General features: G+C 46.5%; 25 protein-coding genes and 2 tRNA genes. 7 read left to right on the forward strand and 20 right to left on the reverse strand.

All coding sequences use genetic code 11. The features are described 5' to 3' along the window. The 3 genes from ACOIT5_RS10035 to ACOIT5_RS10045 all read right to left on the reverse strand — a co-directional run bounded on the left by ACOIT5_RS10035 (nt 1) and on the right by ACOIT5_RS10045 (nt 3,118). Nucleotides 1-702, reverse strand: coding sequence for a LiaI-LiaF-like domain-containing protein (locus tag ACOIT5_RS10035; RefSeq protein ID WP_423130335.1), 702 nt, complete (start codon nt 700-702; stop codon nt 1-3). Further along, nucleotides 683-1,054 carry a hypothetical protein gene (locus ACOIT5_RS10040; RefSeq protein ID WP_423130336.1) on the reverse strand — a complete coding sequence of 124 codons (372 nt, stop codon included), beginning with the start codon at nt 1,052-1,054 and terminating at the stop codon, nt 683-685. The genes ACOIT5_RS10035 and ACOIT5_RS10040 overlap by 20 nt, the downstream gene beginning before the upstream one ends. A 366-nt stretch (nt 1,055-1,420) precedes the next feature. After that, nucleotides 1,421-3,118 (reverse strand): glutamine--tRNA ligase/YqeY domain fusion protein, encoded by a 1,698-nt coding sequence (locus ACOIT5_RS10045; RefSeq protein WP_423130337.1) that lies wholly within the window; start codon nt 3,116-3,118, stop codon nt 1,421-1,423. A gap of 259 nt (nt 3,119-3,377) precedes the next feature. Between ACOIT5_RS10045 and folB the strand changes: the two genes are divergently transcribed. Beyond that, complete coding sequence (folB, locus tag ACOIT5_RS10050; RefSeq protein WP_423130338.1) at nt 3,378-3,734, forward strand: dihydroneopterin aldolase; 357 nt, start codon at nt 3,378-3,380, stop codon at nt 3,732-3,734. A gap of 63 nt (nt 3,735-3,797) precedes the next feature. Next, nucleotides 3,798-3,871 (forward strand) — tRNA-Cys (locus ACOIT5_RS10055). An 82-nt stretch (nt 3,872-3,953) separates the two neighbouring features. Here the strand turns inward: ACOIT5_RS10055 and ACOIT5_RS10060 are convergent. Beyond that, nucleotides 3,954-4,736 (reverse strand): MBL fold metallo-hydrolase, encoded by a 783-nt coding sequence (locus ACOIT5_RS10060; RefSeq protein WP_423130339.1) that lies wholly within the window; start codon nt 4,734-4,736, stop codon nt 3,954-3,956. A gap of 248 nt (nt 4,737-4,984) precedes the next feature. Between ACOIT5_RS10060 and ACOIT5_RS10065 the strand changes: the two genes are divergently transcribed. Further along, the gene (locus tag ACOIT5_RS10065; protein WP_423130340.1) at nt 4,985-5,752 is read left to right on the forward strand and encodes a TIGR00266 family protein; all 768 of its coding nucleotides are present in this window, start codon (nt 4,985-4,987) and stop codon (nt 5,750-5,752) included. 102 nt (nt 5,753-5,854) lie between these two features. Here the strand turns inward: ACOIT5_RS10065 and der are convergent, their stop codons facing one another. After that, on the reverse strand, nt 5,855-7,165 hold the full coding sequence (gene der, locus ACOIT5_RS10070) for a ribosome biogenesis GTPase Der (protein WP_423130341.1): 1,311 nt from the start codon (nt 7,163-7,165) through the stop codon (nt 5,855-5,857). A 111-nt stretch (nt 7,166-7,276) separates the two neighbouring features. Further along, a complete protein-coding gene (gene era, locus ACOIT5_RS10075) occupies nt 7,277-8,161 on the reverse strand; it encodes a GTPase Era (protein WP_423130342.1) in 885 nt (294 codons plus the stop codon). Between the two features lie 284 nt (nt 8,162-8,445). Here era and ACOIT5_RS10080 point away from each other — a divergent pair, with 284 nt between their 5' ends. Continuing rightward, on the forward strand, nt 8,446-9,171 hold the full coding sequence (locus tag ACOIT5_RS10080) for an outer membrane beta-barrel protein (protein WP_423130343.1): 726 nt from the start codon (nt 8,446-8,448) through the stop codon (nt 9,169-9,171). 19 nt (nt 9,172-9,190) lie between these two features. Here ACOIT5_RS10080 and ACOIT5_RS10085 read toward each other — a convergent pair whose 3' ends face one another. Genes ACOIT5_RS10085 through ACOIT5_RS10095 form a run of 3 tightly spaced genes read right to left on the reverse strand, consistent with a single transcriptional unit; the run spans nt 9,191 to nt 11,217 of the window. Next, complete coding sequence (locus ACOIT5_RS10085) at nt 9,191-9,868, reverse strand: hypothetical protein (RefSeq protein ID WP_423130344.1); 678 nt, start codon at nt 9,866-9,868, stop codon at nt 9,191-9,193. Between the two features lies 1 nt (nt 9,869). Continuing rightward, the gene (locus ACOIT5_RS10090; protein ID WP_423130345.1) at nt 9,870-10,358 is read right to left on the reverse strand and encodes an RNA polymerase sigma factor; all 489 of its coding nucleotides are present in this window, start codon (nt 10,356-10,358) and stop codon (nt 9,870-9,872) included. A 37-nt stretch (nt 10,359-10,395) separates the two neighbouring features. Further along, the gene (locus ACOIT5_RS10095; RefSeq protein ID WP_423130346.1) at nt 10,396-11,217 is read right to left on the reverse strand and encodes a pseudouridine synthase; all 822 of its coding nucleotides are present in this window, start codon (nt 11,215-11,217) and stop codon (nt 10,396-10,398) included. Nucleotides 11,218-11,402: 185 nt separating this feature from the next. Here ACOIT5_RS10095 and ACOIT5_RS10100 point away from each other — a divergent pair, with 185 nt between their 5' ends. Next, complete coding sequence (locus tag ACOIT5_RS10100; RefSeq protein ID WP_423130347.1) at nt 11,403-12,686, forward strand: MFS transporter; 1,284 nt, start codon at nt 11,403-11,405, stop codon at nt 12,684-12,686. Nucleotides 12,687-12,781: 95 nt separating this feature from the next. On the opposite strand, the gene upp is transcribed toward ACOIT5_RS10100, so the two are convergent. The 6 genes from upp to ACOIT5_RS10130 form a co-directional block, all read right to left on the reverse strand. Beyond that, on the reverse strand, nt 12,782-13,444 hold the full coding sequence (upp, locus tag ACOIT5_RS10105) for a uracil phosphoribosyltransferase (protein ID WP_423130348.1): 663 nt from the start codon (nt 13,442-13,444) through the stop codon (nt 12,782-12,784). Nucleotides 13,445-13,685: 241 nt separating this feature from the next. Further along, on the reverse strand, nt 13,686-15,002 hold the full coding sequence (locus ACOIT5_RS10110; RefSeq protein ID WP_423130349.1) for a polysaccharide deacetylase family protein: 1,317 nt from the start codon (nt 15,000-15,002) through the stop codon (nt 13,686-13,688). A gap of 11 nt (nt 15,003-15,013) precedes the next feature. Then, on the reverse strand, nt 15,014-15,703 hold the full coding sequence (gene radC, locus ACOIT5_RS10115) for a RadC family protein (RefSeq protein WP_423130350.1): 690 nt from the start codon (nt 15,701-15,703) through the stop codon (nt 15,014-15,016). 108 nt (nt 15,704-15,811) lie between these two features. Further along, nucleotides 15,812-16,063 carry a 30S ribosomal protein S20 gene (gene rpsT, locus ACOIT5_RS10120; RefSeq protein WP_423130351.1) on the reverse strand — a complete coding sequence of 84 codons (252 nt, stop codon included), beginning with the start codon at nt 16,061-16,063 and terminating at the stop codon, nt 15,812-15,814. Nucleotides 16,064-16,095: 32 nt separating this feature from the next. Then, a tRNA-Glu gene (locus ACOIT5_RS10125) sits at nt 16,096-16,167 on the reverse strand. Between the two features lie 176 nt (nt 16,168-16,343). Further along, nucleotides 16,344-17,285: a hydrogen peroxide-inducible genes activator gene (locus ACOIT5_RS10130; RefSeq protein WP_423130352.1), complete on the reverse strand. Its 942-nt coding sequence runs from the start codon at nt 17,283-17,285 to the stop codon at nt 16,344-16,346. A 91-nt stretch (nt 17,286-17,376) separates the two neighbouring features. On the opposite strand from ACOIT5_RS10130, the gene ACOIT5_RS10135 reads away from it, so the two are divergent. Beyond that, nucleotides 17,377-18,165 carry a hypothetical protein gene (locus ACOIT5_RS10135; protein WP_423130353.1) on the forward strand — a complete coding sequence of 263 codons (789 nt, stop codon included), beginning with the start codon at nt 17,377-17,379 and terminating at the stop codon, nt 18,163-18,165. Here ACOIT5_RS10135 and ppk1 read toward each other — a convergent pair whose 3' ends face one another. The 4 genes from ppk1 to ACOIT5_RS10155 all read right to left on the reverse strand — a co-directional run bounded on the left by ppk1 (nt 18,166) and on the right by ACOIT5_RS10155 (nt 23,147). Then, the gene (gene ppk1, locus ACOIT5_RS10140) at nt 18,166-20,562 is read right to left on the reverse strand and encodes a polyphosphate kinase 1 (protein WP_423130354.1); all 2,397 of its coding nucleotides are present in this window, start codon (nt 20,560-20,562) and stop codon (nt 18,166-18,168) included. 57 nt (nt 20,563-20,619) lie between these two features. Continuing rightward, entirely contained in the window at nt 20,620-21,228 is a 609-nt protein-coding gene (locus tag ACOIT5_RS10145) for a GNAT family N-acetyltransferase (RefSeq protein ID WP_423130355.1), read from the reverse strand. Beyond that, nucleotides 21,221-22,310, reverse strand: a protein-coding gene (gene prfB, locus ACOIT5_RS10150) for a peptide chain release factor 2 (RefSeq protein ID WP_423130356.1) whose coding sequence is annotated in 2 segments (ribosomal slippage) — nt 21,221-22,246 and nt 22,248-22,310 — 1,089 coding nt in all. Because the reading frame shifts where the segments join, the coding sequence is not laid out codon by codon here. The genes ACOIT5_RS10145 and prfB overlap by 8 nt, the downstream gene beginning before the upstream one ends. A gap of 126 nt (nt 22,311-22,436) precedes the next feature. Continuing rightward, nucleotides 22,437-23,147, reverse strand: coding sequence for a hypothetical protein (locus ACOIT5_RS10155; protein WP_423130357.1), 711 nt, complete (start codon nt 23,145-23,147; stop codon nt 22,437-22,439). A 365-nt stretch (nt 23,148-23,512) separates the two neighbouring features. Between ACOIT5_RS10155 and ACOIT5_RS10160 the strand changes: the two genes are divergently transcribed. After that, a complete protein-coding gene (locus ACOIT5_RS10160; protein WP_423130358.1) occupies nt 23,513-24,094 on the forward strand; it encodes a 30S ribosomal protein S16 in 582 nt (193 codons plus the stop codon). Nucleotides 24,095-24,204: 110 nt separating this feature from the next. On the opposite strand, the gene hflX is transcribed toward ACOIT5_RS10160, so the two are convergent. After that, the gene (hflX, locus tag ACOIT5_RS10165) at nt 24,205-25,419 is read right to left on the reverse strand and encodes a GTPase HflX (RefSeq protein WP_423130359.1); all 1,215 of its coding nucleotides are present in this window, start codon (nt 25,417-25,419) and stop codon (nt 24,205-24,207) included. Nucleotides 25,420-25,475: the final 56 nt, after the last annotated feature.

Genomic DNA, 25,475 nt, shown 5'->3' on the forward strand with positions numbered 1-25,475 from the left:
TTACACATGCTTGATTTCCACGCCGCCAAAAACAATTACCCCCTTTATAACAATCGTTTTCGACGGGTCAAGATTGCCTTCCCGGTAAGTATCGCCGCGTTTATCGGTCACTCCGCCAAAGATGGCTGTCACTTCGTTCCGAACATTCCAGTCGAGCGGTACTTTCAAACCTGTTCCCCCAAAAACGCACAGGCAGTCGATAACAGCTCCCTGCGGGGATAGCTGCGCTTTTCGGAAATCATACTCGATTCCGCCAAAAATAGAGGTTGAACGCCCTCCTTTCAGTTCCTGTGTATTGATAAAAATTTCGCGCCCGCCAAAGATGACGAAGTCGTCAAACTGGTCGAACGACTTATCAGCAGGCCCTTCCTTAATTTGCCGGTTACAGCCTTTATGCCGGAATAACAGGGCGGCGCCGATGATCACCAAAACAAGCGGCCAGTAAATTCGCCTGAACTCATGGGGCACATGAACGAACTCGGGTAAAATGAAGAATCCCCCGATGGCAACCAAAATCAAGCCTCCGACACGGTTACCCCCAATGATTAAAAACAGCCCGATGGCAATTAACAACATCTGCCACGAAATCAGCAGATCGGCCAGATCCCAGGGGATCAAATTCAAGCGTTGTAAAATCAGTATTACCCCCACCACGATCAGGACAACTCCCAGGTAAAACCGTTTATTTCCTTTCTGTTCCATAACTAATCAGTTTAAAAGCATCTACATTTTTTGGTTTCATTCCCGAAATTAAACTATTTCGGATAACAATCTGCAAATTGGTCATAAAAGCCGGCTCAAAATAATAATCCCAAGGATAATCAGTAATACCGGGAAAAATAAAAGGACCAGCAAGCCGGAAATGAACAAATGAGGCAGAAAGAATAAAAATGCCAGCCCGATTAAAATCGCACCGACCACCCGCCGCCACGACAACAGCAATATCCCCACTAGCAAAAGAATTACTGCCGTACCCACTGGATGCAGGTGCGGATGAAAACCGACGAACATAAAATCCCGGATTGATTGCCAAAACGGAAAGCCAAATTGCCAACCAAGTTCTTTGATAATTAAATACAAGCCGATTAAAATGAGTACAACTCCCAGAAATGAACCTTTCCGGCTTTTCCCATAACCCGGGTGACGATACCGTCGTTCGCTTCTATGCCAATCTTCCATGTTTTTACACATTAATTTCACCGGTAAAACTAATGCAGAAAATCGGCTGTAAAGAAAACTGATCGGCTAAACGGAGTGAATAATCGGTAAGCAGACCAATAAATAAAAAAGTTGTCAGAAACTTCAACCGCTTTCCGGTATTATTTTGTGCCCCTGAAAGATGTGATACTGACACAAACGCCGGAATGTCGGGTCCTTAGTTTCTGACGACTTCGTATAATCAAAATAAACCGGCCAGGGCTCATTTGTCTTTTACCTTCGACCAGGTATCGCGAAGCGGGGCTGTCCGGTTGAATACCGGTTTCCCTGCCTGGCTGTCGGGATCGAGGTTAAAGTACCCCAGGCGCTCAAACTGGAACGAATCCAACGGTTTGGCATCCTTAACAAACGGCTCAATATAACAATCCGGCAAAATTTTCAACGACTCCGGATTCATGAATTCTTTAAAATCAATGTCTCTATGCCCGTCCGGTTCTTCGTCGGTAAACAAACGGTCGTACAGCCTGACTTCGGCCTTTAAACTCTCGCCGGCCGAAACCCAGTGTAAGGTCGCTTTTACCTTCCGTCCGTCGGGCGAGTTGCCGCCGCGCGATGCCGGGTCGTAAGTACAGTGCAGTTCGGTAATCCGGCCGTTTTCATTTTTAACCACATCCGTACATGTGATGAAATAGGCATAACGGAGGCGGACCTCCGCTCCCGGTGAAAGCCGGAAAAATTTCTTGGGCGGGTCTTCCATGAAATCATCCCTTTCGATATAAAGTTCGCGGGTGAAGGGCACTTTACGGGTCCCGGCATCCGGGTTCTCCGGATTATTAATGGCGTCAATCTCTTCCACTTTGCCTTCCGGGTAATTGGTGATCACCACTTTCAGCGGATCGAGTACGGCCATCACGCGCTGGGCCGTTTTGTTGAGATCTTCGCGGACGCTGTGTTCGAGCAGCGCTACATCAATCATCCCGTCAACCTTGGTCACCCCGATGCGATCGGAGAAATTGCGGATGGAAGCAGGGGTATATCCGCGGCGCCGTAAGCCGGAAATGGTCGGCATACGCGGGTCGTCCCAGCCGTTCACATGGTTATTTTTCACCAGTTCCAGCAACTTGCGTTTACTCATCACCGTGTAGCTCAGGTTTAAACGGGCAAACTCAATCTGGCGCGGACGGTAATCGCTGTCCATCAACTGGTCGATAAACCAGTCGTAAAGCGGCCGGTGAACTTCGAATTCCAGCGTACAGATGGAGTGCGTAATGCCTTCCCAGTAATCGCACTGCCCGTGTGCAAAATCGTACATCGGGTAAATGCACCATTTGTCGCCGGTACGGTGGTGCGGAGTTTTCATGATCCGGTAAATGATGGGATCGCGCATGTGCATGTTGGGCGACGACATATCAATTTTAGCGCGAAGCACACGCCCGCCTTCCTCAAATTCACCGGCCTTCATCCGCATAAACAGGTCGAGATTTTCCGCTACCGTGCGGTTACGGAACGGACTTTCGATGCCCGGGCGGGTTGGCGTCCCTTTTTGGCTGCTGATGGTTTCGGCGTTTTGGTCATCCACGTAAGCTTTCCCTTCACCGATCAGTTTTAGCGCAAATTCAAACAGCCTGTCGAAATAATCTGAGGCATAGTACTCCCGGTCGTCCCAGTCAAACCCCAGCCAACGAACATCTTCCTTAATCGAATCGACATATTCGGTATCTTCTTTCGTCGGATTGGTATCATCAAAACGTAAATTGGTTATGCCGTTATATTGCTGTGCAGTCCCAAAATTCAGACAAATCGACTTGGCATGCCCGATATGTAAATACCCGTTGGGTTCGGGCGGGAAACGGGTATGCACCCGGCCCGTATTTTTTCCGGTTTTTAATTCCTCTTCAATAATTTGGTTGATAAAGTTTTTCTTTACCACGACTTCTTTTTCAGGACTATTCTCACTCATATACCAATTGTTAATTTTCGCTGTAAAAATAAACATATCTGATAAACCGCAATGGATTCAATTTCAGTTTGCCGGATGTTGTTCGTGATTTCCCGGAATCCCTTCTTCGGTCTGTTTTAAAGAAGGTTGTTGGATTGTTTGCAAAAGTAAAAAATGATTCTGCACAAAAGCTTTTAACGGCCTGTAAAATGAACATCTGAAAAAGAAAAATTAATTTTACCGCCGGTTCGCGAATTCGTAACTTTCAAAATTTTGGAGCATGCCTGGTTTAATCGAAATTGAAGGAATGAAGTTTTATGCCCGCCACGGGCATTTCCCTGTTGAAAAACAAATCGGCGGCCGGTTTCTGGTGTCCCTGCAAATCGGGGTGGACTGTGTGAAAGCCGGTAAGTCGGACAAGCTGGAAGATGCGCTGAATTACCAGGAAGTTTACGACCTGGTTAAACGCGAGATGGCTGTAACGTCAGACCTGCTGGAGCATGTTTGCAGCCGGATACTGGATGCTCTGTATGAAGCGTTTCCCCAAATTGAGCACGCCACGGTGAAACTTTCGAAGATGAACCCGCCCCTGGGCGGACAGGTTGAAAAAGTAAGCATCTGTTTAGCCCGTCCGTAAAATCGTAAAATTAGCTGTTGCAAAGCTGGAAAATTTATATAAATTTGCAATCCCGAAAAACAAGGTCGGTTGGCCGAGTGGCTAGGCAACGGTCTGCAAAACCGTGTACGGCGGTTCGAATCCGCCACCGACCTCCACCCAATAATAAGCTTCCTTCAAATACAGGAAGCTTTTTTTATGGCCGATGACAAAGAAACAGCCAAGCACAACACAAAATCCTTATAGGGTTAATTGTTGCCCGGTTTTTAGCAACCGGGTATGAAAGGCCTCATGAAAGGCCGATAAGGCCTGAAGCCCGGTACAATGTGAAGGTATCAGGTTCCTGACTTTTTCGTGCCGGAAATACCGAATGGTCTGGCAGGTTTGTTTGTTGTTCTGTTTCAGGTGAAAGCCTCCCAGCACAGCATTGATTGTGCGGATACCTGTAACTTTTTTGGCCTGCTCGCAGATATTACAAATGCCGGAATGAGCACATCCTGAAATAATGATCAGTTGCCCGTTTTCAACCAACACCAAGGCCGAATCATCCGGGACAAAATCATCGTCCCCGTTTTCATCGCAAAAGCTTGTTGATTGGGCCTCAAAGTCATTTTTCCGGGCAACTTCACCCAAAAAGAAAATATGTTCCGAAATACGGTAAGGCTCGGCTGTCGTCATCAGATCAAATTTTTGGCTGACCATTTCTTTGGTTAGTGACAAACCAACCGAAGTTCCGTCGGACTTGCGAAACCGTTGCATAAAGGCCGCGGGATGCGCCAGTAACGGTTTATCCTCCAGAAAACGCAAACCGTCGCCGTGGTCCCAGTGCCCGTGGCTCAGGACAATCAGATCGACTGTTTTTTGCAGGTCGATATTCAGCTTGAGGGCATTTTGTATAAATACATCGCTGTGCCCGGTATCAAACAAAATGGTTCGGCCATCCAGTTCAACCAGGTACGAAAGCCCGTGTTCGGCCAGAAATCGGCCGCCGGCAGTATTTTCGGTTAATATGGTTAGTCTCATCGGTCTTCTTTCTAAAAATTGCACTCCTTTGTTGCTCATCCAAATTAAACCTGCGCTTAGGTCGCTAAATTACTCAACAGATCCGGTCCGGCCGAACCAAGGCATTGAAAAAATCAATAAAAGCAGATGATCGCCCGGAGGGAATGACACCATTTACCTGCCCATATCCTTCGTTTATCGAAAACAGGACGCCTGAACGGATCGGTTTTGTAAATTCGTGCAGATAAAAATTTAAATTTCAATAAACCATGCAATCACATGAAATTGACTACAAAATTATCGGGCACGATGTTCAACTGGTGGAAGTGGAGCTGGATCCGGGTGAAATTGTTATTGCCGAAGCCGGGGCAATGCTGTACATGGAAGACGGGATCAGCTTTGAAGCAAAGCTTGGCGATGGTTCCAACCCCCGCGCCGGATTTTTTGACAAACTGTTATCCGCCGGCTCACGCCTGATTACGGGCGAATCGCTGTTTCTCACCCACTTTGCCAACCAGGGATGGGGGAAAAAACATGTTGCCTTTGCGGCGCCTTACCCGGGAACCATCATCCCGCTGGATTTAGCTAAAATGGGCGGACGCATCATTGTCCAGAAAGATGCCTTTTTATGTGCAGCCCTTGGCACAAAAATTTCCATCACCTTTAACCGGCGGTTGGGGGCCGGAATTTTTGGCGGCGAAGGGTTCATTATGCAACAGCTCCAGGGCGACGGAAAAGCATTTATACACGCGGGAGGAACCGTTATTGAGCGATACCTGAACAACGAAGTGCTGCGGGTAGATACCGGCTGTATTGTCGCTTACGAACCGGGGATTGATTTTAATATTGAACAGTCGGGTGGTTTGCGTTCGATGATGTTTGGCGGCGAAGGTATTTTCCTGGCTACCCTGCGCGGAACCGGGAAAGTGTGGCTGCAATCGATGCCCATCAGGAAACTGATCCGCGAACTTTCGCCCCGGGGAGGAAACCAACGGAAAGAATCGGGTGGTTTACTGAACCAGTTTTTGCAGGATTAAAGGAACAGAGAAACAGTTCCCATAATTGCAAACAGGTGCATGATATTCAAAGAATACACACCTGCAATTATGGGAACTGCTCTTGTCTGTGGGTAATTGCCTCTACTTCTTCCTGAAAAAAATCTGGATCGGGATACCCGAAAAATTAAAGTGCTCCCGGATCTGATTTTCGATGTAGCGCCGGTATGGTTCCTTCACATATTGCGGTAAGTTGGCAAACAACGCGAACGACGGCGTGGGGCTCGGCAGCTGGGTGACATACTTAATCTTAACATACTTGCCTTTTATAGCCGGCGGCGGGTATTTCTCAATCGCCTCGAGTAAGATATCGTTCAACTCCGATGTTTTCACCTTTTGCTGTCGGTTTTGGTACACCTCCACCGCGGTTTCGAGCGCTTTAAAGATACGCTGTTTGGTGAGCGCCGACATAAAAATGATGGGCACATCAACAAAAGGGGCAATCCGCTCGTGGATCATTTCGGTAAACTTGTTGGTCGAGTGATTGTCTTTTTCGAGCAAGTCCCATTTGTTGACCAGGATGACCACGCCCTTTTTATTCCGGAGAATCAGGTTGAAAATGCTCACATCCTGGGATTCCACACCACGGGTGGCGTCAATCATCAACAGACAAACGTCGGCATCTTCGATGGTCCTGACCGAACGCAGCACCGAGTAAAATTCCACATCTTCCTTTACCTTCGCCTTTTTGCGCAAACCGGCTGTATCAACCAGGTAAAAATCGTGCCCGTATTTGTTGTAACGGGTATTAATGGCGTCGCGGGTCGTACCGGCGATATCGGTAACGATGTTCCGGTCGATCCCAATCAAGGCGTTGATAAAGGAGGATTTGCCCACATTCGGACGGCCAACTACCGCAAAGTGGGGGATCCCTTCTTCTTCTTCGACCTTTTCCTTATGAGGGAAACTGGCTACCACGGCATCCAGCAGGTCGCCGGTACCACTGCCGTTCATGGCCGAAATACAGAAAAGGTTATCACCCAGCCCCAGGCCGTAAAATTCCTGGGCATCCAGGATCCGCAGGTTGTTATCCACTTTATTGACTGCCAGGAAAACCGGTTTGGTTACCCGGCGCAGGATGCCGGCAATCGCCAGATCAAGATCGGTAATGCCACCCTCCACATCAACAGCAAACAAAATCACATCAGCTTCTTCAATCGCGATGTGCACTTGTTTGCGGATTTCTTCTTCAAACACATCATCCGAGTTAATCACATATCCCCCGGTATCGATCACCGAAAAATCGATGCCGTTCCACAACGATTTTCCGTAATTCCGGTCGCGCGTAACGCCTGCTGTTTCATTTACAATGGCTTTCCTGCTTTCAACCAGCCGGTTAAACAAGGTTGATTTGCCGACATTCGGCCTTCCTACAATTGCAACAATATTGCTCATTTCTTCCTATAATTCCAAATTCCAACTATCAAATTCTAAATTCCATTCCGCCAACTGACGGATTGGTTCCGGGCTGCCGGTTGCAACCCGCTATCCTTAGCCCTTTACTCGCTACTGAAAATCGTAGCCAAAATTTCCCAACATGCGGTCTTTGTCGCGCCAGTCTTTGCTGACTTTCACGTAAAGCTCCATAAATATTTTCTTCTGAAAGAATTCTTCCAGGTCGATCCGGGCTTCGGTGGCCACCCGTTTTAAAGATTTTCCCTGGTGACCGATGATGATGCCTTTCTGACTGTCGCGGGTTACGTGGATCACGCAACGCAGGTTCAGCAGTTTTTCCCCTTCTTTAAATTCTTCCACTTCCACTTCTACCGAATAGGGCACTTCTTTTTGGTAATGCAACAGGATTTTCTCCCGGATGATTTCTGTTACAAAAAAACGCTCATTCCGGTCGGTCAGCTCATCTTTATCAAAGTACGGAGGCGCTTCGGGCAACAACTCCAAAATCCGGTCGAAAATGGGGGCGATGTTAAATTTTTCGGTGGCCGAAATGAGAAACAGGTCGGCTGCCGGCAACAAATCTCGCCAGAAACCGTGCAGTTCCATCACCTGCCCCTGATTCGACAGGTCGATTTTGTTGATCAGAACGATGACCGGGGCGTTTGACCGGCGGATTTTTTCGAGGTATTCGCTGTTTTTATCCGGCTTTTCCACCACGTCGGTGACATATAAAATCACATCGGCGTCAATCAGGGCTGTATCCACAAACTTCATCATCGATTCCTGAAGCTTATAGTTGGGTTTCAAAATCCCCGGTGTATCGGAATAAACAATCTGAAAATCATCCCCGCTCACGATTCCTTTAATCCGGTGGCGGGTTGTTTGCATCTTTTTGGTAATGATTGACAAACGTTCGCCCACCAGGGCATTCATGATGGTTGATTTTCCCACGTTGGGATTTCCGATGATATTGACAAAGCCTGATTTATGCGCCATCTTTTGATTTTACTGTTTTTTTAAAGTTGCGCAAAGATATAAATAACCTTCAATCTTTGAAACTAATCCGTTAATTCTCAATTAAAAAGAACGCATTCTTTTAACGAACATGCTTTAGAGCATATTCACAATCGGGTCTTTGCAGGAATCAGATTATCATGAGAATAATTAATTTTATTGTTGCTGATTCCATGATCAATCAAGGAGCAACTTCTCTGCACGGCAAGTATTCATAGCTGCTTATGCCGGGAATTTTTTTAATAAAAACCTAAAATCAATTTTCGATGAAAAGATTATTTCTACTCGCTTTTATTTGTTTTGTTTCGTTAACGGTTGTTTCTCAGGTCAAATACGGCCTTAAAGCCGGGACTACCTTTTCGTGGTACGAGTCGTCGGCCGACGATGGCCTGGTGGTTGACTACAACATGCTGGCCGGATTTCAGGCCGGCGTTTTTGCCGAAGCTGCGATCAATAACTATTTTTCACTTCAACCCGAACTTTTATTCAGTACCCTCGGGGCCAAAGCGGAGGTTTACGGAGAAATCCCGGTTCCAACTCCGACAGGGTACACCACGGTGTCTTTCAAACTTTCGGACACCATGACGCCCCTGTATCTTGATTTGCCGCTTTATTTGAAAGCAGGGTTCCCGTCGGTCGGCTCAGACCGGTTTACCATCGGGGCGGGCCCCATGTTTAGTTACGGGATTGGCGGTAAAGATAAAATGACCGGAACAATTGGAACAGAAAAGGTTAGCGGGGAAATTAAAATCTTTTCGAAAGACGCCATTGTTATAAAAGACGGGAGCGGCCGCACCATCTTCGAAGATGATTCTTCAAGCGCCTTATTGAAGCGCTTCGACGTAAGTGTTGCGGCATTTGCGGCCTATGAGATCAACAAGCGGGTGGTCGTCAGCCTGAATTACCGGTACGGACTGAAGAACATCAGCGAAGAACCGGATGAAGATCTATGGAACCGGAGCCTGGCGATCTCCTTAGGTTATCGTTTTTAGTATACCCCCCGGGACTTCGTTATTCAACTTCGTCCAACTCTTCGAGGGTAGCCTGCAGTTTGGCAATATAGTTTCCGTACAGTTTGCGAAAACCCCAGCGAAAAAGCAGGAACAGCAAGGTCATGAAGCTGACCAACAGGACAAGGCCTTTGATCATACTGGCGGTCATTTGCCCCCGGTCCAGTTCGTCAATGCTGATCCCCTGGCGGAAAGCGGCTTTTTCGACCCCGGTAAACATGCCGGTCACAAAGGCCACGGCCAGCACAAACAGCAAAACCGTCAGCGCGATATAAAACAACCTGCGGTAGGTCGCCAGAATACGGATAATTGATCTGACAACCTTTTGCAAATCGTCGGTCTGGGAATAATCCTGTTTGACTTTCCGGTACTTCAGGCTGAAAAAAGTAAAGGTGGCGATAATGAGTACAGTGCTCAGTCCATCGATCAGGATGATCCACGACGGGACAATGGCACCGCCTGAATAGTAAGGTGTCAGAATAAAATCATCAAAAACAAAAAAAAGTGTCAGCAAAAGCAGGAAAGCAAAACCGGTACGGATGTTCCGGTCAATACTTTCGATGAGCCCTTTGGTCCTTTTTTTCAGCATGTCGCGCAAATCAGCTTCATTCAACTGATGCTTTGAGGCTTCAGTAGATGAATATTTGCTCCAGGCCGATTGTAAATCTTTCAATTCCATGTTACACTTCCCTATCCATGATTTTCTTCAGTTTGTGCTTAATCCGGTTCATCTTTACGCGCACATAATTCTGGGTAATCCCGGTAATTTCAGCAATTTCTTCGTATTTCTTGTTTTCAAGAAAAAGAAGAACAATCGATTTCTCGATTCCGCTAAGCTGCGATATCGCTTGGTTGAGCAAACGCATTTGCTCTTCCACTTCCGGATCGTATTCTTCGGTTGCAATCTGCACCGACTCCATTTCCACCCCATGTTTGTCGGGCTGCCGTTTATTTTTTTTGAAGCTTGTAATGGCCGTGTTCAGGGCTACGCGGTACATCCAGGTCGTAAATTTCGATTCGAACCGAAATGATGGATAGGACTTCCACAATTGGGTGACAATTTCCTGAAAAAGATCGCGGCGATCTTCTTCCGAATCACAATACACGGAACATACCTTATGAATGATCCCCTGATTTTCGGTTATTATTTTTACAAACTCCTTTTCCAAACCGGTTTATTCGTCTCGCAAAATCAGATTCATTACATCAACTCATTTTCAGAAAACCGATTTCGCGGGGAGAAAGAAAACGCCATCGCCCGCGGGGCAGGTTTTTTTTGGTCAGCCCGGCAAAATACACCCGGTCGAGTCGGGCCATCTTATAGCCCAAATGATCGAAAATGCGGCGGACAATCCGGTTACGTCCCGAATGAATTTCGATACCAACCTGGCATTTATCTTCGGCATCGGTATAGCTGATGGAGTCGGCAGCAATAAAACCGTCTTCCAGTTTAATCCCTTTTTTTACCTGCTCAAGGTGTTCTTCCCTGAATTCGCTGGTCAGAAAAACATGGTAAATTTTCTTTTTCTCGTAGCTGGGATGAGTCAGTTTCTTCGCCAGCTCTCCGTCGTTTGTAAACAACAACACCCCCGAAGTTTCCTTGTCGAGCCGGCCTACCGGGTAGATTCGTTCTTCACAGGCATTTTCGATGAGTTCCATCACCGTGTGTTCCGCATGCGGGTCGTCGAGCGTGGTTACATAACCCCGGGGTTTATTCAACAACAGGTAAACTTTTTTCTCTACATCCAGCGACTTGCCCTTATACCGAACCTCATCACGTTTGCTGACTTTGGCGCCCAGTTCGGTCACCACCCGGCCGTTTACCGTAATTTCGCCGTCGCCAATCAGTTTATCGGCCTCGCGCCGCGAACAGATGCCGGCGTTGGCAATAAACCGGTTTAAACGAATCTGATCGTCTCCTTTTTTTACAACGGTGATTTTCCGTTTCTCCGGCTGAGCCTGTTTTTCACGGTGATCCGGTTTTTGCTGAAATTTCCGGTCAGAGGGAGGATTTATTTTTTTCTTCATAATACAATTACAATCGCTGCAAAGGTCGTAAAAATCCCTGAATTAAAAGAAGCTGTTGTCAATACCTGGTGAAACGATTTTTATAAACGGCGAAGCGGAAATCTGTTTGGCTGGTCTGGACGCACGCCGACTTACAAAATTATTGCGTACATTCGGACTTAAAGAATAAACCGTATTTTTCAGCTATGAGTAAACGAACGAAATTTCCACCTGTTTTTTGGGTAGCCAACAGCATTGAAGTGCTTGAACGATTTGCCTACTACGGCATTTATATGAGTTTTGGAATTTATATGGGGCAATTGGGCTTCTCCAAAGGAGACCTGGGAATCATTCAAAGTATTTTTCTGGCCCTGTCTTACTTAATCCCGCTTTTTTCGGGCACCTTTGCCGATAAGTACGGGTTTAAAAAGGTGCTGATTATTTCGTACCTGGCTTACCTGCCCTCCATTTTGTTGTTAATCCTGACCAAATCGTTTAACGGGATTGCCCTGACCATGCTCTCGATCGGCTTTGCCGCGGGGATTTTCAAACCACTGATCTCGTCGACCGTCCGGGCAACCACCGATTCAACCAATAAAACACTGGGTTTTGGTATTTTTTACCAGATGGTAAATATCGGGGCCTCGTTTGGTCCCATCATCATGGGGAAATTACGGGGTTGGTCGTGGGATTACGTTTTTTATACCGCGGCAATTACCATCGGGCTGATGTTCCTGATCACGCTGTTCTTTTACAAGGAACCTCCGCGTGAGTTGGAAGGCGTAACCCTCAAACAAAAGTTCAGGGACATGAAGGAAGCGCTTTCCGATGTGAAATTCCTGAGTTTCTTAGTTTTGCTCGGAGTCTTCTTTTGGTTGCCGTTTTGGGCTTTCTTCAATGTACTGGCGGTTTATATAAACGATTATCTCAATACGGCATCGCTTTTCGAGTCGGTAAAGTCGGTCTTCGGCGGAGGTTTGGCCCGCTTTATTTCAAACGATGAAGGCGGTGTCTGGAAAATAAATGCCGAGGCTATTTCGCATACCGGTTATATCATCATTGTCTTTCAGCTGTTGATATCCAGGCTGTTTGAAAAAAGAGCCGCTATCCCCACGTTTATGTTTGGTCTGTTGGTTTTAGCCATTGGCTTCGCGTTGCTTGGCATTTCGGCAACGTCAGTTAACAGCCTGGTCTTTCTGGGTATTTTCTTGTTTGCTATTGGCGAAATGATTTCGTCGCCCCGGATACAGGAATATATCATGTGGATTGCACCAAAAGAGAAGGCCGGATTGTACATGGGGACAAACTTTCTGGCTGTCTTCATCGGGGCCACGCTAAGCGGAATTTATACATGGCTGATGGGGATTTTTGAATCGTCGGGACATCCGGAGTACATCATGTACACCTTAGCCGGACATATGCTGTTGGGTATTCTGGCCATCTATCTTTTCACCAAAAACTTGGGTGAGTTCCATGAAAGAACGGAATAAGCCGTAAATCAGGTACACATAAGACCTCCGGGCGGCGGAGGTTACATCAAAAGAAAACCGGGGATTGCCCGGTTTTTCTGTTTATGGTGTTTGTTTTAATGCGAGTCGATTTTGGGACCGAAAGCCAGATCGCCGGCATCGCCCAAGCCGGGAACAATATAGGAGTTCACGGTCATTTCTTCATCAATGGCGCCCACCCACAGGGTAACATTCCTTCCGTCGATGTTTTCCTGCACATACTCCACGCCTTTCCGGCTGGCAATCACAGCCACCAGGTGCACGTGGCATGGCTCGCCTTTCTGCAGCATCGCCCGGTATCCGATTTCCATCGAAGCGCCCGAAGCCAGCATAGGGTCGCTTATAATCAATACTTTGTCGTTTAAATCAGGAGAGGCAAGGTATTCAAATTCAATGTGAAATTCGCCTTCGTCATCGTATTTCCGGTAGGCCGAGATAAAAGCATTTTCTGCTTTATCGAAAATATTCAGCAAGCCTTGCTGTACGGGCAATCCGGCCCGCAGAATCGTAGCTAAAACCGGTTGGCGCATCAAAACAGGCACTTTGGCAATTCCCAGGGGCGTTTTTACATCGGAGACTTTAAACTCCATTGTTTTACTGATCTCGTACGCGAAAACTTCGCCCAAACGCTGCAAATTCCTGCGAAAACGAAGCGGATCTTTCTGGACGTGCTCATCCCTGATCTCTGCAAGGTATTGATTGAAAATAGAATTGGATTCGCTAAGGTTATGAACTAACATGACAAAAAATTTTGCCGAAAATAATCAAAAAATCCCGTTCAGAAGACCCCGCTCAACGATAAAATGAACGGTATCAACCTGATTTTACCGGTTTTAAACCTCCCGATCAGCAACAATACCACCTAAGCAATTAATTATCAACAGGAAACAACTGCATGAATCCGCGTAATTTATATCGGTTAAAAATAATTTTGCCTGTTTTTTCGCTTAATTGAACTACGCGGTTGCCTCTTGCAACAGCTTATTCTTTTAGCCTTATTGCCAGTTCGGTCATCTGTTCGAAAACCATCCTCCATCCGTTCCAAGTTCCCTGGTCGCTCAGGCTCTCGTTATGCCATAAGCTGATGAAGCTTCCGCCGCTTTTTTTGATTTCGAGCATGATCTTTTCTATTTCGGAGCCTGCCTGGGAAGGAGTCAGTTTCAGGTCGTCTTTCAGGCAGATATCCATCACCTGGAAGGGCACAATTCGCAGCGATGTGATGGTCTCCTGTTTCAGGTCGTAAAAATAAAAGGGGCTGGCAATTCCGGCCCTGAAGCCCGGACAATCGGGATAACCCATCGTATAATCAGTCTGGATTCCGGCTTTTATCAGGCGACGATAGGTGGCGGGCAGTTCAAGTTTCAGGAAATGCTGCCGGCTTGCTACTACCGGCTTCCCGGTGATGTCTTCCAGTGTTTCGATCTCACGCAACAATTCCTTTTTCTTTCGGCTTGAGCGGTAAGAGGGATGAATGCCCAATTTGTAGGTTTTGGACAGTTCGCGTACCAGCTGACGAAGGTTTTCGTTCTCGGGCGAAATATTCCCGTCGTATTTGCCGGGCTTTCCCAATAAAAAGAAGAAATGCAGGTACTCGTTCCTGCCGGCATACACCTGACGAATGTAATCATAGGTATCAAACGGATCTTTCTCTTTTCCGTACAAAACGCGAAAACGTTCTTTGATCCGGCGGTAGTTTCCCGAAAGCAAGGTCATCAACGCCGCGCCGGTACGGCGTCTCCAACAGTTGTTTTTAAAGGCCCAGGCATGATCCACATCAATGGTGGTTAAGAAGTCGAAAGCAGGAAGGCGGGCCGGAAATTCAGGAACCCTTTCCCTGATTTTCCGGGCAATCATCTGCGCCCACTGGTTTACTACCGGTTTTTGCAGCAGCTGGTTCCGGTAAAGGATACTGTGCCGGTGAGGGTATTTCCGGTGTTTGCCAAACTGCCGTTCCAGGTATTCCTCGTAGCGACTAACCAAAAAGAAGCCGGCCGCAAAAGGATCGAACGAAAGAAAAGAATCGGAGGAGGCAGGAAAGAAACACCAATTTTCGTCGCAACTTACCACCGACAGGTTCTGGTAAGCCAGTCCTTTCTGAAACAGGAGCTTATGCGGCTTCAGGTTGAACTGGCCGGATTGAAAATCCTGGTCAGAATAGTTTAGGCGGACTCCTTTTGCCTGTTCAAACACATCGCGGTTGGTGGTTAAATTCAATTCTACCTGCAAAAGTTCTTCAAAATAAAGTTCGAAGATATACCGTAAACGGTTTGTTATTTCAGTGGTAAAAACGGTAATCATGACTTGTTCAGTTACAGGAGTCCTTCGTCGGAGAAACTAAAATACCGGTCGCGTCCGATGATCAGGTGATCGAGTACGGAAATCTCCATCAGCGTAGCCGCCTCCTTAATTTTCCGGGTGATTGTTTTGTCGGCGTCGCTGGGTTTGATGTTGCCCGACGGATGATTGTGGCACAAGATCATTGAACTGGCCAGCTTCTCGATGGCTGTTTTTAAGATGATCCGTATATCGATAACCGTTCCTGCCAAACCGCCCTGGCTGACCATAAACTTATCGATCACCGTATTGGACCGGTTGAGCAAGAGTACCCAGAACTCTTCGTGCTGTAAATCCTCAAGCAAAGGCCTGAAGTAACCAGCTGATCCGGCGCTGTTTAAAATGACAGTTCGTTCGGCCGGCGATTGTTCTTTGCGGCGCCGGCCCAGCTCGAGGGCCGAGATAATGTTGACGGCCCTGGCCTCGCCAATGCCGTGAAACTTCATCAGGTCGTTCACTTGTTTTTTTCCGAGTTCATTCAGGTCGTTATCAACTGAGGCCAGGATGCGGCGGGACAATTCAACTGCCGATTCTTTCGTTGTGCCCGAACCAATCAGGATGGCCAGCAACTCGGCATCCGAAAGCGACCGGTTTCCTTTCAGCAGCAGCTTTTCGCGCGGGCGATCTTCAACGGCCCATTCCTTTATGCTTAGTTTTTTATACATCCGTTTTGTATGATGCAAACTAAGTTATGAAAAATCTGTTTACCGAAGTGTATGAAAACAAAAAAGCCCCTTCCGTAGAAGAGGCTTTTTCAATATCGTGTAAAATTCTTACAGCTTGCTCACGTGCGAAGCCAAACTGGCTTTCAAATTGGCGGCTTTGTTTTTGTGAATGACATTTTTCTTTGCCAAACGGTCAATCATGGAAGTAACTTTTGGCAATTCAGCCACAGCAACTTCTTTATCGGTAGCAGCGCGTAATTTTTTCAATGCATTACGCATTGTTTTGGCATAGTATTTATTTTCGACTTTTTTAGTGTCGTTTTGTCTGATTCTCTTTTTTGAAGATTGATGATTTGCCATTTTATAATTTCCTCAGATAAAGTTTTTAAAAGTAGCCCGTAGGGGAATCGAACCCCTGCTACCAGGATGAAAACCTGGCGTCCTAACCGCTAGACGAACGGGCCATCATTTGGTTCCCTGAATTTGGGACTGCAAAAATAAATCATTTTTTGTAGCCTCCAAACATTTTCAGAACTTTTTTCTGAAATCTGTTTTCCTTCTTTTAGAAAAACCGTTTTCGATTTCAGCGATGCAAAGAAATAGAAGATTTTCTAATTCGCAAAAAAAATAGTTGAAATTTTTACTTCCATTCGACAATTGTTCCCCGTTCTTTGTTCAGCAGGTTTTGGGGCATCGCGCTAACAATCTCTCTCCAAAGCAGTTCAATTAGTTTATTCTTGGCAAAATGCCGCGAATAAACCAGACTGACTTCTCTCAGGGGGGTCATGTCGTCGAAGGCCCGCACGTGCATGGAGCGTTCGGCAGGCATCTCAAAAGCAGCCAATTCAGGAATCAGGGTAATGCCACCTTCCTTATCAATGATATTCATGAGGGTTTCGAGCGAGCCGGCTTCGAAATGGAACGGAAGCAGGTCGTTGGACGAACCTTTATAAGAACACAGGTTGATGACCTGGTGACGAAAGCAATGCCCGTCGCTCAGTAGCCAGATTTCGGGTACCGCAATATCCTTCACCTTTACTTCGGGCTTATTATGCAAGGGGTGGTTATTATGCACATAAAGCATCATCTCCTCATAAAAAATCGGTTTCTCGTTGATGCGCTCTTCCTTTAAAGGGGTGACCAGAATGCCTACGTCAAGCAAATCGCGGTTCAAATGATCGACGATATTTTCGGTTGTCAGTTCTTCTACCTTAATCAGGATATTGGGATATTTCCGTTTGTAATTTCCAATAAACAGGGGTAACAGGTAGGGGGCAAGCGTGGGAATGATCCCAATCTTCAACTCGCCTGATATCAGGTTTTTATGATCTTTTACAATGTGATTGACTTTTTCGGTTTCCCGTAAGATAATCCGCGATTGTTCGATGATCCGTTTCCCGACATCCGTGGGGATTAACGGTTGTTTGCTCCGGTCGAAGATGACCACTTCAAGGTCCTCCTCCAACTTTTTGATTTGCATACTGAGTGTTGGCTGGGTAATGAAACAATGTTCGGCAGCCCGGCCAAAATGACGAAAGGTATCTACGGCAACAATGTACTCCAGTTGAGTTAGCGTAATCATGGTTTTTCTATTTAATTCTGATAAAAATAGAAAAAATCTATTATTTTTGGTGTTTATGAGTGCGAAAGAAATAATTTAAAAGCATGTAGCCATGAAAATTTGTCCTGTTTTTTTTGCCTTTTTATCCATCCTCCTGTTCATTTCGTGCGGAAGTTCGGAAAAAAAACGGGCAGCAGAAAAACTTCAGCTTGCCCAATCGCTCTTCGAACAGGGAGATACCAGTCAGGCCTTGTTGCAGGCCGACTCGGTCAGGATACTTTACAAAGGCGCCATCCAGGAAGCACTTGCAGCTGATCAGCTGAAAAAGCAAATATACGGTGAAATGCTTTTCCGCGCACAGGACGAACTGGATTCGCTGAATCAAACTATTGCCGGCCTGGAGAAAAACTTTGTAAAAGAAAAAACCGAATTTGACCGTTACACTCAGTACATTCATAAACGGCAGGAATTTCAGCGCAGGTGGAACAAATCCTTTATCCAGATTTACCTCGACGAAAGGGGAGAGCTGTACATTTCGAGTAATTATTACGGCGACGAGTGGCTGAACCATACCGGTATCCGGGTGTACGACGGCGACCTTCAGGCGAAAACCGAAACCATTGAAACCGGTCATGCCCTGAACCACCAAAGCGACTTCATGAACACCAAATGGGAGAAGGTTTCGTATATGGATGGCAAAGATAACGGCGTAATTGAGTTCATTGCCGAACATGCCGACCGTAACCTGAAAGCAGTGTTTCTGGGGAAGCGGCACTATTACATCATTCTGGAAACATACGACAAGCAGGCCGTGATTGACGCGCTTGGGTTATCCCGGTCACTCAAGCGGAAATCCAAACTGGAGCATGAAATAAAATCGCTGCAAGCCAAGGTTGGCTGATTACAAAATCCGCTCGATATATTCAGGAGGTTGGGCCAGAACCGCTTTTTTTCCGTTTATCACAAACGGTCGTTGCAGTAATCGCGGGTTCTGAGCAATCACCTTGACCCATTGGGCGTCGTCCGGTGATTGATCTTTATATTGTTTTGTATACAGGTCTTCCTGGGTGCGGACCAGCTCAAAGGCCGACATGCCGGTCAGTTCGATGATTGTCCGGATCTCTTCTTCCGTAATGCCGTCTTTCATGTAATTGATGACTTTGGTTTTGTACCCGTTTTCTTCGAGGTATTGTAGGCCTGCACGGCTTTTTGCGCAGCGCGGGTTATGGTAGATCGTCATAATGAGCTGGTGTTTTTCTTTAATATACTGATAATAATCTTCCTGCGACCGGAACCGTCCCTCGGCATGCGCCCTGCTATAGGTATTAGACAGGGTATTGTCGAGGATCCGCGATTTGGAATTATCGCGAAGCTGGATTTTCAGCATTTCCCTCAGTTCTTCCTTAATTTCTTCACTATAAACGGGGCATGCCACCTCAATCCTTCCGTTCAGGTTCCGGGGCATCCAATCGGCCGACGAGATAAAAATCTTTTCATCGCCCCCGTTCCCAAATAAAAATACGCGCGAATGCTCCAGGTATTTATCAACAATACTAATGGCTTCGATGTTTTCGCGTGCACCTTCCATTTCGGTGAGCATACCGAAAATACCCCGGACGATCAGCCGTATTTTGACACCGGCTCGGGCGGCCTCGTACAACTTGTCCATCATGTCCGGGTCGATCAGGCTATTCATTTTCAGGATTATATAAGCTCTTTTCCCCTCCCTGGCCAGTTGAATTTCATTGTCGATCATGCCCGAAAAGAAATCGCGCATCCGAAACGGGCTGACAATAAGGTGATTGTATTGATAATTGCGGTAGGTTTGTTTGAAGAAGCTGAACAGCCTGGCCACTTCATCGGCAATGCCGGCATCAGCCGTGAGCAAGCCGTCGTCGCAGTATACCCGGGCAGTTGATTCGTGGAAGTTACCGGTTCCAATGTAAGCGTAATTACGAAACTCATTTTTTTCCATTCGCCTGATCCAGGCGATTTTTGAATGAACCTTGAGCCCCGGTACGCCATTGATGACATGCGCCCCCTCTTCCTGTAGTTTATTTGACCAGTAGATGTTGGCTTCCTCGTCGAAGCGGGCCAGCAATTCAATAACCACCGTGACCTTTTTCCCGTTTCTTATGGCATTCAGCAAGGCATTCACCACACGCGAATTATCGGCAACCCGGTAAATGGTGATGCCAATTTCGGTCACCTTCGGATCAATCGCTGCTTCGCGCAGCAGATCGATAAAGTGAATGAAACTCTGGTACGGGTAATGCAACATGATATCTTTTTGCCGAAGTTTCTTCAGAATGCTTTCGTGCGGGTGCAAATCCCGATGCCGGATAGGCGTTAAGCGTTTGTAATAATGATGCGGCTTCCCGATTTCGGGGAAATTCATAAAATCTTTATGGTTATGATACCTGCCGCCGGGAACCGTATTTTCCGGGTCCAGTTTCATCTTTTTAACGATAAATGAAAGTAAATCGGACGGAATCTCCCGGTCGTACAGCAAACGGACCGGTGTTCCCATTTTACGTTGTTTCAGGCTAAGCTCCATCTTCTCGATGAAACTTTTGGAGATGTCGTCGTCCAGGTCTAATTCGGCATCCCGGGTAATTTTAATGGTATATGCCTCAAACTTATCGTAGTTAAACAGCGGGAAAATATCGGGCATACAATAGCGGATAATATCATCCAGCATGATCACATACTGTTTCCCTTTATTCTCGGGCAAAACCAGGAAGCGCGAAACCGTCAGGCTCGGGATCCGGATTAAGGCATAGGAATACTTTTCCGGCTTTTTTTGCAGCGACAGTTTTATCGCCAAATAAACGGAGCGGTCACGCAGGTAGGGGAATTTGTTCTTTTTGCTCAGCATGATCGGCACCAGGTTGGGCAACACACGTTCGTGAAAATATCGTTTCACAAAAATGCCCTGGTCGCGGCTGAGTTTCGATTCGTCAATCATCAGGATATTCTCGGCCGCCATTTCTTCCATGATTTTCCGGTAAATCTCCTGCGATTTTTGCTGGTGCTGAAACACGATTTCCTGGATTTCCTCATGAAGGTCTTCAGGCGTGTAGTTCCCTAACAGGGAGCCATCGTCGCCAAAATCGACCATTCTCCGGACAGATGCCACCCGGACCCGGAAAAATTCGTCGAGGTTATTGGAGAAAATTCCGAGAAACCGCAGACGTTCGAACAAAGGCACATTGGGATCTTCGGCTTCCTGCAACACGCGTGCATTGAACGACAACCAACTGATTTCCCTGTTTATGTACGAACCAATCCGTTTCATCTGAATTTGCTTAAACCATGTAAGTAAGCAGGAATTTCCGAAAAGTTCAAGAAAAAATCAGGAAATCTTTATGATTGCCGATGCTTTTTGGAGGATCCCCTCCAGCGGGTATGTTTTCTCAAAAGATGAAAAAGGGACAGGCGTTTCAGGGACTTGCTGTTCATCTTCCAAAAACGACAATTCCCACCAGCCCACCTGGTGCCATTGGTGCAATTTGTAACCTACCCGGTTGAAAAGCCCGCAAGGCCTGAATCCAAAACTTTCGTGCAGTTTAACGCTGGCCTCGTTGGGCATGGTAATCACCGCCAGCAGATTGGTTATATGCTGCATTCTCAGTATTTCGAAAAGTGCCGAATATAAGGCCCGCGCAATATTCCGCCGGTGATAGTCCGGATGAATGTATACCGAAACTTCGCGATTCCAGCGGTACGACGCCCGGGCACGGTAAAGAGCGGCGTAGGCATAACCCACGATCCGCCCATTCACTTCGCATACCAGGCAGGGAGCGTCGGCCCTTATGTGCTCAATCCGTTCTTTAAACTCTTCGGGCGACGGAACTTCTTCTTCGAAGGTAACAGCGGTTCCTTCAATAAAAGGGCGGTAAATTTCCAGGATTTCCGCCGCGTCGTCCGGGCTGGCCAGCCGTATAAACGCATCATTATTCATCGCCAAACTGCATCAGGTAAGCTTTGATAAAACCGTCGATTTCACCGTCAAGAACGGCCTGAACATTGCCGGTTTCATACGCTGTACGCACATCTTTTACCAACTTATACGGCTGAAGCACATACGAACGGATCTGTGAACCCCATTCGATTTTCTTTTTTTGCGATTCGACCTGCATGACGGCTTCACGGCGTTTGCGCAGCTCCAGTTCATATAACTGAGACTTCAGCAACCGCAGGGCATTCTCTTTGTTGCCGAGTTGTGAACGGCTTTCGGTATTCTCGATCGTAATTCCGGTTGGGGCATGCCGCAGGCGGACCCCGGTTTCTACCTTGTTCACATTCTGCCCGCCGGCGCCGCCCGACCGGAAGGTATCCCAGCTAATATCGGCCGGGTTGATTTCAATCTCAATGGTATCGTCGACAAGCGGGGCCACAAAAACAGAGGTGAATGAAGTCATCCGTTTGTTCTGTGCGTTGAAGGGAGATAAACGCACCAGCCGGTGTACTCCGTTTTCGCTTTTCAGGTATCCGTAAGCATAATCGCCTTCAAATTCGATGGTGCAGTTTTTTACACCCACCTCGTCGCCGGCGTTAAATTCCGATACTTTTACTTTGTAGCCTTCCTTTTCGCCCCAGCGCAGGTACATCCGCATCAGCATATCGGCCCAGTCGTTACTTTCGGTGCCTCCCGCCCCGGCATTGATGCGCAAAACAGCCCCCAGCTTATCTTCTTCTTTCCGAAGCATATTTTTTGCTTCCAGTTGCTCAATCAGCGAAAGGGTTTCGTTGTATTGTCCGGTTACGTCTTCCTCGCCGGCGTCGCCCGACTCAAAGAAGTCATATAACACCTGCAGGTCGTCCATCGCCTGGTTTACCTTCAGGAAGCCGTCGACCCAAACTTTAACCGAACGGATCACCTTCATTTGTTCTTCGGCGGCCCTGGAGTTGTTCCAAAAGTCAGGATCCTGTGCTTTTAATTCTTCTTCTTTTAACTGAATTAGTTTTCCATCGTAGTCAAAGATGCCTCCTCAGCGCATCCCGGCGCTCCGCAAGCTCTTTTAGCTGCTCTTTCTGAATCATGGTATTTTACTTTTTGTTTGGCAAAAGTAGAAAAAACAAATGAGATGTTTCAATCGGACCAATCATCAGAAACAAAAAAGCGGATAAACTGTGGGCTTATCCGCTTTTTTGCTCCAATGTTTTGGATTAATTACCTCCTTCACCCCAGACAACCGTCCCGCTGGCAATCGATTTAGCCTGAACATTCATGGCCTCACCATTGCTTTCGTACATAAACGCATGAACCTCGGCCGTATAGGTACTGCCATCCTGGGGCGTACGTCCGTTTGCCCAGGTGGCCGTGGTGGCTTTAATATTATACCCGACACTACTTCCGACAAGGGCGGCGCTGATATAAACGGTCTCTCCTTCATCGTCCTTCAGGATAAGAACAATATAGTCGGCGTCATCCATTTTTTCCCATACCAGCGATATTTGTGAATTCGCCGCATCAAATTCACATGTCGTCAGGTCGGCCGGATAGATGATGTCATCGGTCAACTCATCCTGAACAACGCGGGTTTCGCCTTTTGCTGTTACCGCGGTAAACTCATAGCGGCCAACAACCGGAAGTTCCAACGAATAATCCGCATTTTCAGAATCAAAATAGAACTCGTACAAATAACCGCCATACGATTTCAACTGAAATGTATTGCCGTCGTCGTCAACGGCGGCAACACTCGAAAGAGCGACATTCCCCATTGCGTGCAGCGCTAATCCGAAAACCGTATCTTGCCCGTCAACTTTTGCAATAATAAATGCATCACCTTTAACAACAGGGATTACATCTTCATTGTCACATCCCACGATCAGTGCCAATAAAGACACTAACAGAATACTTGAAATAATTCTTTTCATAGTTTTTTAATTACAATTACTCACAAACTTTCTTATATATGATGATAAGAACACAAAATGGTTGCGAAAGAGAGCGCATCTATTATAAAAAATGCTTTCGCAGAAACAAACAAGTTCCTGAATGATAAACGTAGGGATTTATGGTTTATTTTAAATGATTACCGGACGAAACTTATTTTAACGGGAATTTCATTCAGTCATTAAATATAGAGCGATACGCTTTAAACCGGGGCTGCAGAACAATAAAAAGAGGATAAAATCCTCATCTCTATTTATTAAAAGCAGGCGGAGCCGTTTCTGTTCCAAAATAAAAGATTATCTTTGCGCCACAATTAAAAATTGTTTATCAATTAAATTTTATTTCAATGCCAGCAAAAATCAGATTGCAGCGACATGGTCGCAAACGTTACGCTTACTACCACATTGTGGTAGCTGATGGCAGGGCACCACGAGATGGTCGTTTTATTGAAAGGATTGGATCATATAATCCAAATACAAATCCTGCTACGATCGATCTTGATTTTGATAAAGCTTTAAACTGGCTGAACAAAGGTGCCCAACCCACTGACACGGTAAGAGCTATTTTGTCTTACAAAGGAGTCCTGTACATGAAACACCTGTTGGGCGGTGTCGCCAAAGGCGCCTTCTCGGAAGAAGAGGCTGAAAATCGTTTCAAAGAGCATGGGTTGCTGAAAAAGATTCACATCCAGGCTAAAAAGGATCGTTTATCCAGGGATGCTGAAACATCGAAGAAGGCTCGTCTGGAAGCGGAGGCTAAAGTCAACGAAGCAAGAGCAGCTGCTGTTGCCAAAAAAGAAGCTGAATTGGCTGCTGAAGCCAATGCTCCTGTTGTAGCCGAGCAAACAGAAGAAGAAGTTGTTGCAGAAGCCCCGGTGGTTGAAGAGGCTCCCGAAGCGGATGCTCCGGAAGAAGAAAAAGCTGAATAGGCTAGGTCGGCGCTGTTTTTAAGAATTTGTACTTAATACAGATACGATCATAAAAAAGAATAGCGGCAGAAATTTCTGCCGCTATTCTTTTTTATGTCATCAGCCTTATATTATTCTTCAGGGGTAACAATCCATTCCGGGTCATACAGAAAGTCGTTATAGGGAAAACGGGTAACGTGGATTTTTTTCACCTCTTCATACAAGGTTTTTTTAAATTCATCGACATTCCGCTTTTCGAGGGCCGAAATAAATAAAGAAGGCGTATTTTTTTTACCCATCCAACTGTTTTTCCACTCATCGAGGGAATAGTTTTCTTTGGTTTTCGGACTTAAATCCCCTTCCTCCTTTTTCATATACTCAAACGCATCAATCTTATTGAATACGTACATGGTCGGTTTATCTCCGGCTTCAATTTCGGTCAGGGTACTGTTTACGGTATCAATCTGGTCTTCAAATCCGGGATGAGAGATGTCCACAATATGCACCAACACATCTGCTTCCCTCACTTCATCCAGTGTCGACTTGAACGACTCGACCAGCCCGTGGGGCAGTTTACGGATAAACCCAACCGTGTCGGACAATAAAAACGGTAAATTGCCAATAACGACCTTGCGGACAGTCGTGTCAAGCGTGGCAAACAGTTTATTCTCGGCGAAAACATCCGATTTTGCCAACACATTCATGATGGTTGATTTTCCGACATTGGTATATCCGACCAAGGCTACACGAACGAGTTTTCCGCGGTTTTTCCGTTGTGTAGTCTTTTGCTTGTCAATTTTTACCAATTGTTCTTTCAGGCGGGCAATCTTGTCCAGGATGATCCGGCGGTCGGTTTCTATCTGGGTTTCACCCGGGCCGCGCATCCCGATACCTCCGCGTTGCCGCTCCAGGTGGGTCCACATCCGGGTAAGACGCGGCAACAAATACTGGTACTGGGCCAGCTCGACCTGTGTTTTAGCATGAGCCGTTTGCGCCCGTTTGGCAAAGATATCCAGTATCAGGTTTGTCCGGTCGAGCACCTTACACTCCAGTGCTTTTTCAATATTACGCAACTGAGTGGGACTTAACTCATCATCAAAGATCACCGAATCAATTTCGTTTATTCTGATGTAGTTTTGAATTTCTTCGAGCTTTCCTGAACCTACAAAGGTTACCGCATTGGGCATATCCAGTCGCTGAAAGAATTGTTTTTTTACAACTGCTCCGGCTGTATCGGCCAGAAATTCCAGTTCGTCCAAATATTCTTTGGCCTGTTTCTCATCCTGATCCTGGTTGATCAAACCAACCAGAACCGTAGTTTCCTGTTTCGGCGACGTATCTATCATTCAAAAAGTGCTGGTTTATACCATAAAAAATCCTGGTCCCGATAAAAAAAATCGAA

The sequence above is a fragment of the Gaoshiqia hydrogeniformans genome, from assembly GCF_049347105.1.
In the GTDB taxonomy this organism is placed as follows: Bacteria; Bacteroidota; Bacteroidia; order Bacteroidales; family Prolixibacteraceae; genus Gaoshiqia; species Gaoshiqia hydrogeniformans.

What these genes read in the sequence shown, in the direction of transcription:
- ACOIT5_RS10130 (WP_423130352.1), bottom strand. Translation starts at nt 17,285, where the DNA reads ATGATTACGCTAACTCAACTGGAGTACATTGTTGCCGTAGATACCTTT.
- ACOIT5_RS10035 (WP_423130335.1), bottom strand. Translation starts at nt 702, where the DNA reads ATGGAACAGAAAGGAAATAAACGGTTTTACCTGGGAGTTGTCCTGATC.
- der (WP_423130341.1), bottom strand. Translation starts at nt 7,165, where the DNA reads ATGAGCAATATTGTTGCAATTGTAGGAAGGCCGAATGTCGGCAAATCA.
- ACOIT5_RS10080 (WP_423130343.1), top strand. Translation starts at nt 8,446, where the DNA reads ATGAAAAGATTATTTCTACTCGCTTTTATTTGTTTTGTTTCGTTAACG.
- upp (WP_423130348.1), bottom strand. Translation starts at nt 13,444, where the DNA reads ATGTTAGTTCATAACCTTAGCGAATCCAATTCTATTTTCAATCAATAC.
- ACOIT5_RS10135 (WP_423130353.1), top strand. Translation starts at nt 17,377, where the DNA reads ATGAAAATTTGTCCTGTTTTTTTTGCCTTTTTATCCATCCTCCTGTTC.
- ACOIT5_RS10060 (WP_423130339.1), bottom strand. Translation starts at nt 4,736, where the DNA reads ATGAGACTAACCATATTAACCGAAAATACTGCCGGCGGCCGATTTCTG.
- ACOIT5_RS10065 (WP_423130340.1), top strand. Translation starts at nt 4,985, where the DNA reads ATGCAATCACATGAAATTGACTACAAAATTATCGGGCACGATGTTCAA.
- ACOIT5_RS10045 (WP_423130337.1), bottom strand. Translation starts at nt 3,118, where the DNA reads ATGAGTGAGAATAGTCCTGAAAAAGAAGTCGTGGTAAAGAAAAACTTT.
- rpsT (WP_423130351.1), bottom strand. Translation starts at nt 16,063, where the DNA reads ATGGCAAATCATCAATCTTCAAAAAAGAGAATCAGACAAAACGACACT.
- ACOIT5_RS10100 (WP_423130347.1), top strand. Translation starts at nt 11,403, where the DNA reads ATGAGTAAACGAACGAAATTTCCACCTGTTTTTTGGGTAGCCAACAGC.
- ACOIT5_RS10095 (WP_423130346.1), bottom strand. Translation starts at nt 11,217, where the DNA reads ATGAAGAAAAAAATAAATCCTCCCTCTGACCGGAAATTTCAGCAAAAA.
- ACOIT5_RS10085 (WP_423130344.1), bottom strand. Translation starts at nt 9,868, where the DNA reads ATGGAATTGAAAGATTTACAATCGGCCTGGAGCAAATATTCATCTACT.
- ACOIT5_RS10160 (WP_423130358.1), top strand. Translation starts at nt 23,513, where the DNA reads ATGCCAGCAAAAATCAGATTGCAGCGACATGGTCGCAAACGTTACGCT.
- ACOIT5_RS10155 (WP_423130357.1), bottom strand. Translation starts at nt 23,147, where the DNA reads ATGAAAAGAATTATTTCAAGTATTCTGTTAGTGTCTTTATTGGCACTG.
- ppk1 (WP_423130354.1), bottom strand. Translation starts at nt 20,562, where the DNA reads ATGAAACGGATTGGTTCGTACATAAACAGGGAAATCAGTTGGTTGTCG.
- folB (WP_423130338.1), top strand. Translation starts at nt 3,378, where the DNA reads ATGCCTGGTTTAATCGAAATTGAAGGAATGAAGTTTTATGCCCGCCAC.
- radC (WP_423130350.1), bottom strand. Translation starts at nt 15,703, where the DNA reads ATGTATAAAAAACTAAGCATAAAGGAATGGGCCGTTGAAGATCGCCCG.
- ACOIT5_RS10110 (WP_423130349.1), bottom strand. Translation starts at nt 15,002, where the DNA reads ATGATTACCGTTTTTACCACTGAAATAACAAACCGTTTACGGTATATC.
- era (WP_423130342.1), bottom strand. Translation starts at nt 8,161, where the DNA reads ATGGCGCATAAATCAGGCTTTGTCAATATCATCGGAAATCCCAACGTG.
- hflX (WP_423130359.1), bottom strand. Translation starts at nt 25,419, where the DNA reads ATGATAGATACGTCGCCGAAACAGGAAACTACGGTTCTGGTTGGTTTG.
- ACOIT5_RS10145 (WP_423130355.1), bottom strand. Translation starts at nt 21,228, where the DNA reads ATGAATAATGATGCGTTTATACGGCTGGCCAGCCCGGACGACGCGGCG.